The organism is Desmonostoc vinosum, from assembly GCF_059505385.1.
The window spans coordinates 1-16,326 of the sequence record NZ_JCACKM010000036.1 but is presented as its reverse complement, the minus strand read 5'-3'; the positions used below and the strand labels follow the sequence as shown (position 1 = coordinate 16,326).

The window sequence follows — 16,326 nt, the reverse complement described above, 5'->3', positions numbered from 1 at the left end:
AAAGCATTAAAGTGCTGAATAAGAATTTATCAAACTTAATGAAACAAAACATTTTATTTCACTGGGATTTCAACTAAAAATTCTGTACCTTCACCTAATACAGAAAAACATTTCATACTACCATTGTGTTTTTCTTCAATAATTTGCCGACTTATAGATAAACCTAAACCAGTTCCTTTACCTCTTGGTTTTGTAGTGAAGAACTGTTCAAATATATGTTCTTGAATCTCTAGCGGTACACCCATAGCATTATCCTTAAAATTTATCGACACTGATTTTTTATCTTCATTAAATCCGGTTGTAATTGTTATTGTATTAATCATATTATTATTATTGAGCTTTCTATCTAATAAATTTTGACTATTTTCATCCAAAGCGTCGATAGCATTAGCAAGAAGATTCATAAAAACTTGGTTAATTTGTTCAGGGTAGCATTCCACAAGTGGCAAATTACTATAATTTTTAATCACTTCGATTTGCGATCGCTGTTGATTATATTTCAGACGATGTGACAGAATTATTAAAGTACTATCGATACCTTCATGAATATCAAAAAGTATTTTATTAGATATATCTATACGAGAAAAAGTACGTAAACTACTGCTAATATTGCTAATTCTTGCTAATCCTGTATTAATCGAAGAGATTATATGTGGAGTATCTTGAATTAATTGTTCTAACTCGATAAAGTTGGCATTTTCGACAATATCTATATTTGGATTAGGATAGTGTTGATGATAAAGTTGTAAATGATTAATTAAAGCAGACAAATAATTGTTAATAAATTCAAAATTACCTACAATAAAGCTCAGAGGATTATTAATTTCGTGAGCTATACCAGCAACTAATTGACCAAGGCTAGACAATTTTTCGCTCTGTATTAGCTGTAGTTGAGATTGCTTTAATTTATTCAACGCTTGAGAAAGTTCTTTTGTACGTTCTTCTACTCGCTGATCGAGATGCCGATTTTGTGCCTCAAGTTGTTTAGTCAGATAGCGTAGTTTTAACTGTACCTGAATTCTGGCTAAAACCTCTTCTACTTGGAAAGGTTTAGTAATGTAATCTACCCCTCCAATTAAAAGACCTTGAACCTTATCAAATTTATCTGAAAGAGCAGTGAGAAAAATAACTGGTATATCTTGAGTAGCAGAGTTATTCTTGAGCTTTTGACAGGTTTGAAAGCCATCAATTCCCGACATCATCACATCTAATAAAATCAAATCTGGTTGGGCATATTGAGCTTGTTCGATAGCACTTTCACCATCAATCGATACTAAAATTTCACATCCTGAATGCGCGATCGCATTCGATAGTACTTTCAAATTTGTTGGGTTATCATCAACAATTAATATAGTTGTATTCTCAAAAAAATCAATATCTTTCTTCATGTTTTAGATTGTAATAATTTGATTAATTCACGAATTTGTTTAAGTTGAAAACAATCAACCAGTTGTCTGACCTGAGTAGTAAAAACTATAAATTTATCATCCAATTTTTCCAGATTGTTCAATACTATTTGAATTTCTTGAGCATTTCCTCTCATTGCTAAATCCAAGAGTTTATCAAGTTCTGCTGCTGGTGGTGCAATCATCAACTGTAGATTTTTGTCTGAAGATTGTGTATTTCCAACCTCTTTTGTTTTGCTACTATCTTCTTCATAAATCCACTCTAGTTCTAAGTAATTTTGCAGCAACTTGAGTAAATCTTCTATTTGTACGGGTTTTGGTAAAAATTCATTTCCTCCCGCTGCTAAACTTCTTGATTTGTCACTTTCAAATACACTAGCAGAGGAAACTATAATTGGCACTTGGTTGAGTTGAGGTAACTTTCTCAAGTTTTGAATCATTTCAAAGCCGTCCATTAGCCGCATTCCTAAGTCAGTTATAATTAAATCGGGCTGATTTTCTTCTGCTTGGTTTAAACCTTCTTGACCATTACTAGCTTCAAAACAGCTAAATCCAATTGATTCTAGAAAATTCAAGATTATAGAACGGTTTTCCCATTGGTCATCTACAATCAAAATTTTTGGCTTCTTATATTTAATCCCAACAATTTCTTTTTTAGGAAGTACATCAGCCGTTTTTAACCAGTTACTAATAACTTCTAAATCTACATCTAGCCAGAATTGGCTACCAGTTCCTAAAGTGCTTTTAACTTTGATTTCACTGCCCATCAACTCAGCAATTTTGCAGCTAATAGCTAGTCCTAATCCTGTACCTTCTGCTTGCTTATATTTATCGCCTACTTGCTCGAAAGGTAAAAAAATCTTTTCTAATTGTTCAGCAGTCATTCCTACTCCAGTATCTTCTACCTGAAACCTAATTTTATTTAAGACATCTCCAGTTTTTAATACCTCTATTTTGAAAGTAACTCCACCGCTATCAGTAAACTTAATCGCATTACCAAGTAAATTAATTAAAACTTGCCGCAAACGTTTTTCATCAGCATGAATTGCTTGAGGAAGCTGGTGGTCTGGTTGGTAAATAAACGAAATCCCTTTTTGTAGGGCACGAATTCGACACATTTCTGCTACTCCGGTTAAGAAATAAGACAAATCAAAATCTGTCTGATCTAGTTCCAGTTTCCGAGCTTCGATTTTAGATAAGTCTAAAATATCGTTGATCAGAGTCAGCAGATGGGAACCACACTGATGAATAATATTAATACCTTCTAGTTCTGAAGGAGCCATCTTTTGAGAGCGTTCTAAGATTTGCGCGTATCCGAGAATCCCATTGAGGGGTGTTCGCAATTCATGACTCATGTTTGCCAAAAACTCGCTTTTGGCTTGGTTGGCGGCATCAGCAGCTATTTTGGCTACTTCTAACTCTTGGGTGCGATCGCGAACTTTTTGTTCTAAGGTGCGAGAATAATTCAGGAGTTGCTGATTAGCTTTTTCTAGTTGCGATTGTTTATAAAAGTTGGTTGTGACAATTGTAGATAAATAAATCGTCAGTAATGGTGAAACTAAAGGAATCCACCAACCAAATATAAAAGCCGCGTAACTACTCCCAAAAACTGCACCTGTACCACCTAAAATCACCAAAATCGACAATCCCGAAAATGGCCGTTGGCGCTGGGAATTTACTTGCAATCCTTGCCAAGTAACACCACTGCTAATCAAAGACCAACAAAAAATCCACAACCACTCTGCTTGGTCAGACCAAACTCGCAGTAATGGTCTACCATCAACAGCAGCACTTAAAATTTGGCTAATTAAATTGGCATGAACCACCACCCCAGCCATCCGTTTATCTTCAGAGCGCAAGTTGCGACTGTAGCCAACACTAAAAAAGTCATTAATGCTCTTAGCTGTAGTTCCAATCAACACAATGCGATCGCGCACTAGCTCCGAGGATACAGGATTATTCAGTATATCTCGCATTTTTATTGTGTCAAAGTTTTCTTCATAACCAAGGTAGTTTAAGACAATTTGGTATCCTCCGACATCGGCTCCTCGATAACTAAATTCTTTACCTGTCAAAGGTATAAATACAGCTTTCCCTAACTGCAAAGAATTCTCACTCTTATCTAATGCTTTTAAGGAAATATTTTTTGGTTCGAGATACATTAAGCTCAAACGAGCCGCTAATCCTAAAAAAATCTTTCCATTGCCATCGCCAGCCGACAGCAAACCTCGCCTAACTTTACCATCCGTATCCAAAACCAAATCAGCCAGAGCAATTTGATCTAACTCAGATAAAGTCTGAGATGGAGCAACTTTATCTCCCACCAATTTTTTCACACCAATCAAATTAGGGGTAGATTTCATCACTCCTACCAATTCTTGATAACCAGGTTCTACTGGTAAATCTCGATAAATATCCAAACCTATAGCTGCTGGTTTTTGAGCTTTAAGTTTGGCTAGCAACTTGGCTAAAACAACATCAGGAATTGGCCATTTACCAACTTGAGTGATGTCTTTTTCATCAATAGTGACGATGAGAATGCGCTTTTCTGGCGGTTCCGAGGAACGCAGAGCAAAAAATCGCTCCATTGCATTCCATTCCAGTAGTTGAAATAATCCCGTCATTCCCCCAGTAATTACACATATCGCTACACCAGGGGCTGCGATCAATACACAGCGCCAATACCCTAAACGCACCACGCTTACACGCCTAAAAATTGCTTTCAAAGATAACCTCATCAGGCTTTTGCTTAAAATTGGCGATTTTGGAATAAGAGAAAAATAAATAAGAGCAGGAAACTTGGAGGTTTATCCTCATTCCCTAGCTCTTGTTTTGTTTAGGATTACTTGATTAATTGATTAGCGGTTCATTAGCGATCGCATTCAATTCAACAGAGTTTAATAATTCTTGCCAGGAAGTAGCTACAGCTGAATTATTAGGTTGCGATCGCTTCAGTTGAGCAAGAGTGGAAAGCGAATCATACCAAATCCCCATCTTAGCCAACTGAGAAACTAACTCTAGAGTAGGTTGATGATTCAAACTAGAATTAGCTTCAACTCGCCGAATCCATCCACTGATCCAAGGACTATCTGGCTCTAATTCTTCAGTGCAAATCATCACTAAAGACCATTGATAATTCTTACCTGTTTTCAATGCTGCAACTGAATGAGGAATTTTTACTTCCATCACACCAGGTTTTTTTGGCAAAGGTAAGATTGTTTGATAATATTGCTTGTTTTGTTCATCTTGCAGGCTAAACAATGCTGTTTTAGCATTAGTTTGAGGAATGTAAATCAATACTGTTGGACGCTCTGCGATCGTCAAACCGATATTATTTTTAGGAAGCAATGGTGTCACAGAGGCTTTGGTAGTTGCTGTCAGATCAGCGCCGCAAGTAGAAACATCTCGTGAAGCTCCTCCGCTTGAGCTTTTTGGAGCTTGTTCTTTTGGGGGATTGAAAGTCACTTGTGCTAGAGTTGGTGTTACTATAAGTAACATCGAAGATAAATAAATTAACAATGCGCTTCCCAACAAACTAGGCTGGCAAAAATATTTATTTTTTATGTTCATCACTAAATTTATACCTTGTGTTGCAAAAACAATTTGAGATAAATAACTGCCTCTAGCCAATAAATCAAATACCATTATCGTAAGGCTATTTTTTGCAGTGAAGCATCAGTAAAATTACTGTTGACCATTTTAAAAATCAGTAGATTAGTAAAAAAAACAGAACTTTTATTTGATTTTTGAACCAGGCTCAGTACACATTTATACTCTATTTACTGTCAACTAAAAACGTAAGTAAATTCCGATATCAAAGCGAATAACTAAACTATTTTTTATTAAAATTCTCCGAGAATTTACATATTAAAACATTAGAGTTTAACAAAATCTTTAATATATATCTTTTTCAAAATAGTGTTTGATGAATATTTTTCATATCAAATTTAAAAAGATATTGTTTATTTAAAAACTTTTTATTATTAACTACATTCAATAAAAATTTAATTTACATGTGCTTGATAAAACAAGTTAAAAATCTTTGTATATTGGCAATTAAACCATTTATTGAAATATTAGCTGGTTGCTATATGCATTGCAAACTATACAAACTTAATTTTCAGTCTCTTGATACCAATACAACAAATAGAAAGCCATTAAAGTTGAGAGCGCTTCGTTTTCTCAAAAGGCTTACACCCATCACACTAGCTAGTTCAGTTTTTATAGGTAGTAGCTCCTCAGCCCAAGCCCTGCAATTTAATTTTACTTATGCACCGGGGACTAGCTTCGAGCAAATGCTCGGCTATGAGATGGCTGGAAAGTATTGGTCTAATTACCTAACTGATGATGTCACCCTCAATATATTTATTGAGACAACGAATATGTTACCCACTAACGTGATTGGTGGCGCAATACCAGGGGTGACTTCAAAAAAGTTGGAAACCGTTTATGAACAAATACAAGCAGATGCTACCTCAGCTGCCGATCAGACATCTCTGGCAAATGTGTACACCAAAGACAAAGGATATGAGGCTTTAACTTCCACTTATAAAAATGGTTCACGCACGACAAATTCTAGTAAGGGAATGAACAATATCAATCTTACCCGTGCTAATGCCAAAGCTTTAGGGCTGATTAACGGTAATGATACTGGTTATGATGGTTACATCCTCATCAGCGATTTAAGTAATCTAAGTAAGCCTCTTTCATGGAATTATTTCTCTGAAACCAATAACAGTAGCACTATTGCTACAGGCACTTTAGACTTTTTCAGTGTGGCAGTACACGAACTGACTCATACTCTAGGCTTTATTAGCGCTATTGATTCACCTGAATATGGAGATCTATTGAATAAAAAGTCATCAATTAGTGGTGGAGAAGCATCTAAATATGCCTATTTGATGGATCTGTTTCGTTTATCTGGAAATAGCTTCACTAACGGGAACAAACCTGATATGTCTATTGGTGTAGATAGCATGTTATCTATTAATGCTGGTACAAGCAAATTAGGTAATATGTCTTCTGGAAGTACTAAATTTGGAGGAGATGGTAATCAAGGCAGTCATTGGAAAAAAGATGCCACCTATGATGGCATTATGGAGGCTAGCCTCGGTGCAGGGGACAATAGAAATCTAGCTACAAATAACGATTTAACTGTGCTAGATGTACTTGGTTGGGATCTACAGCAGAACAATCAAAGCTTACTCACGATATTCAATAGTGCTAAATCTGGACTAGCAAGTAAGATGGGAGTTACTACTAGTTGGATGGATGCGAATTCTACTTTAGCTGCTTTAAGATTGACACCACAATTCATCGATACCAATGGAAATGGCAAAGACGATCGCGGTGAATCATTAAATAAAATGGTTAATGATAGTGGTGCTTACAACTGGGGTTGGAATAACTACTGGTGGGGTTGGAATGGTCGTTGGCAAGGTTGGAATGGCTATTGGCAATCAAGTGCTAACTTAACAGCAGATGGCTTTTGGCAAAATGCTACCTGGGAAACATTGGATGAGTTTGAAGATGGCGAACACAACCATGACCATGACCATGATCATTTAAGCAGCTATTCTCAATCTGTTCCCGAACCTTCATCTACTCTTGGGCTGTTGGGATTAGTTTTATTCGGCATTCGTTCTATGATCAAAGGTCAGGGTAAAAAATAAGGGCGTGCAGAATAGTGGGATGAAATAAGCAAAAACAGAGATTTTATTCATCCCGCAAATATGCAATGCTAAAATCAGCTTCTGGTTTGCATCTATCATAGTCTGCTAGGGTGAATTGTGCGATCGCCTTAAGATCCGACTGCGAATATAATAAAATTCCTTTATGCGTCGAGACTCGATATTTTATAAACTATTCCAACAATCTCCAACTTTACTATTTGAACTATTGACACGGTAGCTGTCAAAGAGCCAAGATTTGAAATCGATGGGGTATTCTTACCACCAGAAAATGCCAATCCAGGAGTTGTATATTTTTGCGAAGTGCAGTTTCAGAGGGACGAACTGCTTTACGAACGGGTATTTGCAGAATCTTCGTTATATTTCTATCGCAACCGTAAAAGATTTAGCGATTGGCAAGCAGTAATCATTTATCCATCGCGCAGTATTGAACAAAATGATATTCATCCCCACCGAAACCAACTTAATGGCGACCAAGTACATCGAGTATATCTAGACGAATTGGGAGATATTCGCTCTTTATCTGTGTGGATAGGTTTAATGGTGTTAACTACGTTGGATGAAGAAAAAGCACCACAAGAAGCTAAGTATCTACTTGAGCGTTCTTCTGTTGAACAGTCCGAAACTGGAAGTCGCGCCATAATGGAGCTAACAATTACGATTATGGTGTACAAATTTGAACGATTAAGTCGAAAGGAGATAGAAATTATGTTAGGAATAACGCTGAAAGAAACGCAAGTATACCGGGAAATTAAAGAAGAAGGAAGAGAGGAAGGATTGCAACAAGGAGAACAAAGAGGACGGGAGGTGGAAGCGCGATCGCTTATTCTTCGTCAACTAAGTAGACGTGTGGGAGAATTACCTCAAGATGTGCATCAACGCATTGAAACTCTATCTTTGGAACAATTAGAAAATCTGGGCGAAGCGCTGCTTGATTTTACTAGTTTTGCTGATTTGCTCTCTTGGTTAGAAGCACTTGGGGGTTAGGCTGAGAAAGCGATCGCTTCTAAGGTGAATTGTGCGATCGCCCATAATCGCACCTGTATTTCCTAGCCTTGTTATCAGTATTTTTACTTACATAAAATTGAAAAGCTAAGAGTATAAAAGCATTAGTATCCAATTAAGTTAGGGAAAAGGTTGCTATATGGTGATACTCTTCAAATGCGGCAATTTTCTGTATGGGTATAGAAAAAAAATCTTGTTAGGTGTTGCTTTTTCCCTAGCTTTGCAAACACCATTTGCAGCATTAGCTCAAACCCAAATTAACCCAGATGGCACTTTACCTACCAATGTCAATAATCTTGGTGGTGGCGTGTATGAAATTACTGGCGGTGCTAGACCTGATAATGGCGCTAACCTTTTCCACAGTTTGAAAAATTTTTCGATTCAATCAGGTGACATTGGCCGTTTCGTTTACGATGCAGGCATCAACAATATTATCACGCGGGTTACGGGGGGGTCAGCTTCCCAAATTAATGGCACTATTCAAACGCTGCTAAACGGCACAGGCAATACAGGTAATGCCAATCTGTTTATCATTAATCCTAGTGGCATCATCTTCGGTGAAAATGCCAAGTTAGATATTGGTGGCTCATTTATTGGCAGTACGGCAGACAGTATCAAATTTGCTGATGGTAAAGAATTTAGTGCCGCTAACCCGACATCTAATCCTCTGCTTACTGTGAGCGTTCCTCTCGGTTTACAATTTGGTTCTCATCCCAACAGCACAATTCAGGTAAAAGGTTCAGGAAACAATCTCATACTCAATCCCGATTTTTCCCTAGATAGCAGCAACCGTCCGCCAGGATTGAGCTACAACACGCCAAATGGTCAGACTTTAGCTCTGGTTGCAGGCAAGGTGGAACTAGATGGAGGAAATATCACCTTACCTCAAGGAAGAGTTGAATTATGGTCTGTGAATAACGGTCAGGTGGCAATAACCAATCCTCATGGACAGCTACAACTGCAACCCGGACAAGGAATTAGTTACGGTAATATTGAACTTCTTAATGCTGCTTCTGTAGATACTAGCGGCAATAGTGGTGGTTTTATCCAGGTGCAAGGACAAAATGTGACTCTCCAAGATGGTTCGGTGATACTCACAGATACCAGAGGTGATGGTTCTGGAGGCACATTGAATATATCTGCATCTGATTCTTTAACAGTTAATGGCTTTGTGTTAAATCCCAACAACCAGGTATTTAGCGGCATACTAGCTGATGTTGGCTCAGGTGCAAGTGGAGTAGGAGGGAAAATCACCATTGCCACGAAAACCTTGCAAGTGAGCAATGGAGGTCAAATATCCAGTGGCACTTTTGGAGATGGGAATGCTGGAGAATTGACCGTAAAAGCCCAGGATGTGCAACTAAGCGGCATTTCTCCCTTCGGCCCTAGTGGTTTATTTGCTCCTGTTGCTCCTGGTGCAACGGGGAAAGGGGGTAACTTAACAGTTCAAACTAATAAATTGCAAGTTGCTGATGGCGCACAGATATATACCACCACCTATGGCTTTGGAGAAGCTGGTGACTTGAAAATTTTTGCTCAAGATGTGGAGGTTACTGGTGGGACAGAATTTGGCCCCAGTATTATCGCATCTTCAACGGAGAAAATCCCAGGTATCCCAGAACCGATCGCAACTTTTTTGGGTGCTGGTTTTGGCACAGGAGGCAATTTAGTGATTGAAACCGGAAACTTACGAGTTACTAATGGCGCTCAGATTGCTGTTAGTACCTCTGGTACTGGCTCGGCTGGCAATATGAATATCATCGCCAACTCAGTAGAATTGACAGGAAATGATGAATACGGTCGTAGTGGTTTATTTGCAAACGCGATTGTCAGTAATGGTCAGGGTGGCGATGTGAACGTCACAGCTAATCGATTAGTTATTAGTGATGGTGCAACAATTAATGTCAGTAATTTCCTCAGTTCAGATCCAGAAAATCTGCGGGGTTTAGCTGGTCAAGGCGCTGCGGGAAATATTTTGATCAATTCTCCTTTTGTCTTACTCAAGGATGGAGGAACAATTACTGCTAATACTAATGCTGGTGATCGGGGTAATATTACTATCCAATCCCAAAACCTCCAAATGCGTCGTGGTAGTCAAATTAGTACTAATGCCCGTAATAGTTCGGTGGGAGGTAATATTAACCTGACAACGGAGACTTTAGTTGCCCTGGAAAATAGCGATATTACTGCTAATGCTCAAAAGGGCTTTGGTGGTAGGGTGGTTATAAATGCTACAGGTATCTTCGGGACTGAGTTTCGCCCCCAACTGACTTCAGAAAGTGACATTACTGCTTCTTCTGATTTGGGTGCAGAGTTTAATGGGACTGTAGAAATTAATACCCCAGATGTCGATCCATCTCAAGGATTAGTCAGTTTACCAACAGATTTTAGCGATCGCTCACGGCAAATAACCAGCGGTTGTGCAGCAGCGCGACAAAATCGTTTTACGATCAGCAATCGGGGAGGATTACCAGCTAATCCGACTGAAACTCTCACAGGTCAGATAGTCTGGCACGATCTGCGAGATTTGTCAAATCGAGTAAGTAACACAAAAACAACTAGCAGCAACTATCAAACCAGAGGCGATCGCCAACAAATTGTAGAAGCTCAAGGTTTAATTGTGAGTGCAGGAACAATAGAGTTAGTAGTAGCCACACCACAGGTAACACCTAAAACTCCTTGGCAGGCGACAGCGCAATGTTCTTCGTTAAAAGGGATTGGCAATAATGGAAAAATACAAACCGTTTTCTTGCCATGAGTCTTTATCCCCAGCAGAAATTGAAACTAGAGGAATACCCCAGTCCAAACGAGCTGTGAGGTAATCTTCTAATTGCAAGCGTAACCCCAGTCCTACAGATACCAAAGTATTTGTATCTAGCTTTGATTCAGAACCCGATCTGCCAGAGTTGTTCCAACCACTGCCAAACTCCACAAAAGGGGCTAACTGTAAAAGGCTATTGCGTTCTGTAAAACGAGCAATGGGAACTCGCACTTCGGCACCAGCAAAAATCCCGTTGTCTGTTAATAGGGCATCTTGACGATAACCCCGCACGCTATCCAAGCCACCGATGCTAAATTGCTCAAATGGGATCATTGGTCGGTCTGCTAGTTGCAAATCACCTCGTAGTAGCAGTAGAGTATCAGGAGCTAATAAGCGTACCCATTGGGCTTGTCCTCTCCAAGCGAAAAAACGACCATCAGGAGAGTTGTTGTTGATAGTGGCATTCAAAGCGTCAAGTCCTACACTCAACTGAGAACGCAGTGCGAATACTTGTCGGCTGCTGCGAGAAGTCCATTCTTGAAAAAAGCGCAACGATGTGATTCGCGTTCTGCCTTGTGGATCTGCACCCGAACTTAGAAAAGGAAGTTCTCCATCTAAAAAGCTAGCTTTGCTCTCTCGATGGCCAGCAGTTAAACCTAAAGCTAATTCGTAAGTAGGCTTTTGGATTATCGGCTGGCGTAGTGTTAGCTCATAGTAATGAGAGTTGGATTGAATATCGAGAACGCTAAAGGGTCTTTCGATTACATGATTGTTGGAAGTGCCATAGCTTAAGGATAGAGTGCCATTGCGGGGATTAATTGGTAAAGTATAGTTGAAGTCATAGGCATTACTACCATCGGTGTTGGTGTAGATAGCGCTAATGCGATCGCCCCAGCCAAGTAGGTTGGCTTCGTTTATCTGTATTTTTCTGCTAAAACTACCAACGGCAGGCGATCGCCCATTATCTAAAGCTATCTGTGTATTAAAAGTATCTGCTTCTTTTACCTGTACTTCTAGCAAACTCTGTCCTGAACTTGTGCCAGCAGATAGTTCTGCTGAGATGTTGGCAATTAAGGGATTTATTTGTAACAATTGCAATGCTTCTAGCAGGCGATCGCGTTTCAGGGGTTTGTTTGTGGCTATAGCCAGCCGACTCCGCACATAGTTGGGATTAAGTCTACGCGTGCCTGTAACTTTTATCTCCTCTAGCTCTCCCTCAACAATCCTAATTTCTACTATGCCATCTTGACGTTTCTGTGGAGGAAGGTATGCGCCGGAGGTAATGTATTCATTTTGGATGTAAAGATTAGTAATTTCCGAACGAATCTGAAATAAATCTTTGAGAGTAATGGGACGGTTGGTATAAGGAGCTGTGATCCTAGCAAAATCTTCCTGACTAAAGACTGTACTACCAGTAACTGCAAATTTTTTGACGATTATAGTTTGGTCAGTTTCCCCAAATGGAATTTGTGCAGGTAAGGGAAAGGTTTCTGAGGGATGCAGTAACTCATTCAATGGCGGTAAATCTGATGGTGGGGACAACTCCGGTAATGGTTGATTTGAAGGTGGTTTTATTCCACGAGGAGTAGGTTGAACAATAGGGGCTTGATTCAGTATCTGCGTTGTTCTGATTTCTTGTGCTTGCACTAACTTTATCGGTACTGTAATGTTAATTGCTACCAATGCTAAGTAAAAACCATATCTATATTGATGTATATTTTTTGTCATAAGACCGATAACGCTCATTCTTAGTAGTGAAATATGGGCTTTTCAAGAGATATCAGTAGCGAACTGATTGCCGATCTATGTATCTGCAACGCTCTGATAAATCTATTCTTTTTAATATTTCCCTGACTGCTCTGAGTTATAACAAGGATTGTTCCGAAGTATGCAAAATTATGATTACCATTGTGAAAAGGGGTGTTTAACTAAGTTGCTGTTGAAATATTTGGGATTTTCGGAAACTTCTTCGCCAATCCAGGTTGGTAGTTCTATCTTTTGTTCTTCATTACTTAGTTCGACTTCTGCTAAGATTAATCCTTTGTTTACACCTTCAAATTCGTCTATTTCCCAAATTAAATCACCTAGTTCTACTGTATATCTAACTTTTTCTATAAAAGGGCGATCGCATAATGTATTAAGCATCTGTTGAGCATCTTCTAAAGGAATCAAATACTCAAACTCCGAGCGAGAATATTTGATACTCGGCCCTTTAATAGTTAAGTAACCTTGATTTCCTACTATGCGAACACGTACAGTGGCGGCCCCAAGTGTGGCAATATATCCCTGACAATAAAAGCTACCCTTGGCTAGTTTTCGCCAATCATCTCCTTGAACTAGAAATTTCCGCTCTATTTCTTTCGCCATTACAGGTTATATCATGTTCGTCTGAAGACTTATCGTTAGAGCTGACGCGGGGACACGGGGACGCGGGGACACGGGGACACGGGGACGCGGGGACGCGGGGACGCTGGGACGCGGGGACACGGAGAAATTTTAATAATAAGTAATTACGCGAACTTGATATTAACCGTTCTTAAACATCCCCTTAATCCTGTTCTCTCTGATAGATAAATTAACTCAACTGTGCAACAAGTTGATTTTCTAGTAATGTGTCACTCGTCAACAAGTCTTCCACAGTAATTCGTAAAAAACGTTGCTCATCCACTTGAAAAAGAATTTTGATGCGATCGCCTCCAGGATATCCCGGTGGTTTTAATTGAGCAATTGTTCTAGCACCTTCTTGATCGTTAAGAGGTTTAACGCTGGTTTCACTACTGCCGAGACGGCGCGTAATTAAGCGATCGCCATCGAAATAAATTTCGGTACTGCCTGTGTCAGCTCCTAATTCTCCCATAATTAATTCAATGCTGGGCTGATTCTCCATAGAAGCCCCTAAAAATAGTTCCACTGGCTGATTCATCGGATATGCTTGTCCAGATCTAATAATCGGATGCCAACTATGACGCTGGTTACGGCGATCCCAATAACGGATACCATAACTATGGTAGAGAAAGTCTTTGATTTCTACGCCTTGTGCCAGTTGCAATGCACCTTGAGCGATCGCTTCAAAAGGATGTTCACAACGGATTTTCTCTGGTGCAAAATACTGCTTGATCCATGTCTGCACTGCTGGTAATTGCACCGTACCACCAACTAACAAAACGGCGTTAATATTTGCAAGTTCTATACCTTGGCGTTTTGCTTGCTGTAGGAGTGAAGCCATTGACTCATCCAGCAGTTGAAAAAATGAGTGTTCTTTGAGGATATTGTCAAAAGTCTCGCGGTTCAGTTCTAATTCGTAGGTTTCAAATGTTTCGTCATCAAAATAAACTTCACTGGCTTGATTTTGCGTAGATAACTGAATTTTTACCCGTTCTGCTAGTCGTGTCGTCAGCGGACTTACTACTAGTTCTTGGGTTTTAGCAAAGTAATCCGCTAACCAGCTATCAATGTCAGTACCACCTAAATTTTGTCCTGCTTTGGCTAGCACACGAGCAGTTTTTACTTTCTGCTTTGAGTCTTCAGCCAAGGACTTGTTACCCCACTTGAGCAAAAATCCGACAGGCTTAGTAGCGGCTTGTATCCCTTTATCCAACTGCACCAGGGATAAATCTAAAGTACCGCCGCCAAAGTCGATTACTAAAAGAGTTTCTTGATCTGCTAAGCCATATCCTAAAGCTGCTGCTGTAGGTTCATCTAACATTCGTACTTGTTCTACGGGGAGTGCTTGGCATACTTTTCCTAACCAGTGGCGATAAGCTTCAAAGCTATCGACTGGTACGGTTAAGATTAGGGAATCTAAACCGCCTTGTGAGGGTGCTAGTTGCTCTATCACTTGAGTGAGAAACCATTGTCCTATTTGCTCAAAGGTGATAATTTGCCCATCTAGTTCGGGTAAGAAACCTTGGATATCTGCACCAATACCCCGTTTAAAGCTGCGAAAGAATCGGGCTTCGCCTTTGAGATCAAAACCCCGATCGCGTACTTGTTGCCCGATTAAAACTTTACCTTGGGTTGCTTGTTCTACGTAAACTAAGCTAGGAATTAAGGGGGGATTGAGGCTTTGTTGCAGCGATAATCCAGGTATGTTTAAGGTTTCTGCCTGTTGGGTGACGGGATTCCAACGGGCAATTACTGTGTTGCTAGTACCAAAATCGATTGCGATCGCCATAGTTTTATGATTGTCTCACGCAGAGGCGCAGAGGCGCAAAGTGCTATTTTCGGTGAGATTATTGTCTCATAGCCACCAAGTATGCAAATGAGCGATTGTTGTTCTTTTTGGGTTTATAGCCCTGTTGATAACTTTTTTATAAAAGCATCTATCTTGAGAGTGATTTTTCATCTATATAAATAAATATTTATATAATTATTGATTAATTTGTAGCAATTAATACATTTTTTCTATGGTTAAGTTCGGAATTTCAAGCATTACAGTCTACTACTAGCTGCAACTCTCTAGGTGAAATGTCAAGATAGGGAGATGTACCTTTGGGTAGTGCTGTCAAGCAAGTGAAATATTTATTAATATAGGTATAAATAAATATCAAAAGTCAAAAAATTCTCTATGACGAGCATTTCTAATCAATCACCAGATTTTTCAGCAACGGAGCAGAAAGTTATGAATGAGCCGCAACCATCGGAATCTAAAGAATTTGTGGGTAATCTCAAAAATGGGATTTGGCTATTTGGTCTTTCATCTTGGGTATTTGGCATCACCGATCGCAGCATTGCTTCGTTTGCAGATGGCTATTTATCTGCATTGGATTTAACGCAACTATTTACAGCAGCTACATTCTTTGTGGCATGGCTATTTTTAAAGCCAGCATCTAGAGTTTGAGGAGACTAACATTTGCAATGGTAGAACCTGATTAAAATTGGTATTTTGAATGACATACATCGAAAATTGATGTCAAATAGAACACTTTTAATAGAATGGGGGTGCGACAAGGAATGCAGTCAATGTTTTTTATGTTTGGAGAGATCGGGGTAATTATGCTATTGCTTAGATAATTGCCCCGATTTTCTAGTTAGTAGTTCATCTCAAGTTCGATAGGTTGAAAACGCGATCGCATACCGATATAATCGGTGCAATCCTAGAAAATTATTTTAGCTGCATATTGCCGCACTTTGTTTAATCTGCGGTCGCTCAGCCTAATATGTAAATCTTGTTGGTTCTTCCGATAATTTTATGGCAAAAATTAAAATAAATTAGATTTTAACAACTACAATTTAATATAAAAAATGGTTAAAGTCTACATATTGTAATAATTTACAAGTTTTCAAATATTATCAAATAGAACTGATGTTACAATATAAATTGTAGCTTACCAAAATTTTAAGCGAACGCTATGAAATTTACTGTAGAAGAAATACTGAATCTTCCCGATATGAAAGTGTTAGATTGTCGGTGAAAGGTCAAGGAAATTATTTAGCAGTATTAGTAGATTTAGACACTCATAAA

The 16,326-nt window shown here is 39.0% G+C and carries 9 protein-coding genes and 1 pseudogene; 4 read left to right on the top strand and 6 right to left on the bottom strand.

The window, feature by feature from the left end; translation table 11 throughout:
* Nucleotides 1-53: 53 nt before the first annotated feature.
* The 3 genes from AC5JMF_RS05580 to AC5JMF_RS05570 form a co-directional block, all read right to left on the bottom strand.
* A complete protein-coding gene (locus tag AC5JMF_RS05580; protein ID WP_495794733.1) occupies nucleotides 54-1,388 on the bottom strand; it encodes a hybrid sensor histidine kinase/response regulator in 1,335 nt (444 codons plus the stop codon).
* Nucleotides 1,385-4,144 carry a CHASE2 domain-containing protein gene (locus tag AC5JMF_RS05575; RefSeq protein WP_495794732.1) on the bottom strand — a complete coding sequence of 920 codons (2,760 nt, stop codon included), beginning with the start codon at nucleotides 4,142-4,144 and terminating at the stop codon, nucleotides 1,385-1,387. Before AC5JMF_RS05575 ends, AC5JMF_RS05580 begins: the two co-directional genes overlap by 4 nt.
* A 112-nt stretch (nucleotides 4,145-4,256) precedes the next feature.
* Nucleotides 4,257-5,051: a DUF928 domain-containing protein gene (locus AC5JMF_RS05570; protein ID WP_495794731.1), complete on the bottom strand. Its 795-nt coding sequence runs from the start codon at nucleotides 5,049-5,051 to the stop codon at nucleotides 4,257-4,259.
* 446 nt (nucleotides 5,052-5,497) lie between these two features.
* Here AC5JMF_RS05570 and AC5JMF_RS05565 point away from each other — a divergent pair, with 446 nt between their 5' ends.
* The 3 genes and pseudogenes from AC5JMF_RS05565 (at nucleotide 5,498) to AC5JMF_RS05555 (ending at nucleotide 10,859) form a co-directional block, all read left to right on the top strand.
* A complete protein-coding gene (locus tag AC5JMF_RS05565; RefSeq protein ID WP_495794730.1) occupies nucleotides 5,498-7,078 on the top strand; it encodes an NF038122 family metalloprotease in 1,581 nt (526 codons plus the stop codon).
* A 163-nt stretch (nucleotides 7,079-7,241) separates the two neighbouring features.
* Nucleotides 7,242-8,083 (top strand): annotated as a pseudogene (locus AC5JMF_RS05560) (Rpn family recombination-promoting nuclease/putative transposase).
* Between the two features lie 157 nt (nucleotides 8,084-8,240).
* Nucleotides 8,241-10,859 carry a two-partner secretion domain-containing protein gene (locus tag AC5JMF_RS05555; RefSeq protein WP_495794729.1) on the top strand — a complete coding sequence of 873 codons (2,619 nt, stop codon included), beginning with the start codon at nucleotides 8,241-8,243 and terminating at the stop codon, nucleotides 10,857-10,859.
* Here the strand turns inward: AC5JMF_RS05555 and AC5JMF_RS05550 are convergent.
* The 3 genes from AC5JMF_RS05550 to AC5JMF_RS05540 form a co-directional block, all read right to left on the bottom strand.
* A complete protein-coding gene (locus tag AC5JMF_RS05550) occupies nucleotides 10,809-12,590 on the bottom strand; it encodes a ShlB/FhaC/HecB family hemolysin secretion/activation protein (RefSeq protein WP_495794728.1) in 1,782 nt (593 codons plus the stop codon). The two genes, AC5JMF_RS05555 and AC5JMF_RS05550, sit on opposite strands and share 51 nt — an antisense overlap.
* 174 nt (nucleotides 12,591-12,764) lie before the next feature.
* Nucleotides 12,765-13,229, bottom strand: a complete 465-nt coding sequence (locus tag AC5JMF_RS05545; protein ID WP_495794727.1) for a CYTH domain-containing protein — start codon at nucleotides 13,227-13,229, stop codon at nucleotides 12,765-12,767.
* 208 nt (nucleotides 13,230-13,437) lie between these two features.
* Nucleotides 13,438-15,036, bottom strand: coding sequence for an Hsp70 family protein (locus AC5JMF_RS05540; RefSeq protein ID WP_495794726.1), 1,599 nt, complete (start codon nucleotides 15,034-15,036; stop codon nucleotides 13,438-13,440).
* Between the two features lie 447 nt (nucleotides 15,037-15,483).
* Between AC5JMF_RS05540 and AC5JMF_RS05535 the strand changes: the two genes are divergently transcribed.
* Nucleotides 15,484-15,702: a hypothetical protein gene (locus AC5JMF_RS05535; RefSeq protein WP_495794762.1), complete on the top strand. Its 219-nt coding sequence runs from the start codon at nucleotides 15,484-15,486 to the stop codon at nucleotides 15,700-15,702.
* The last annotated feature ends 624 nt before the right edge of the window (nucleotides 15,703-16,326 follow it).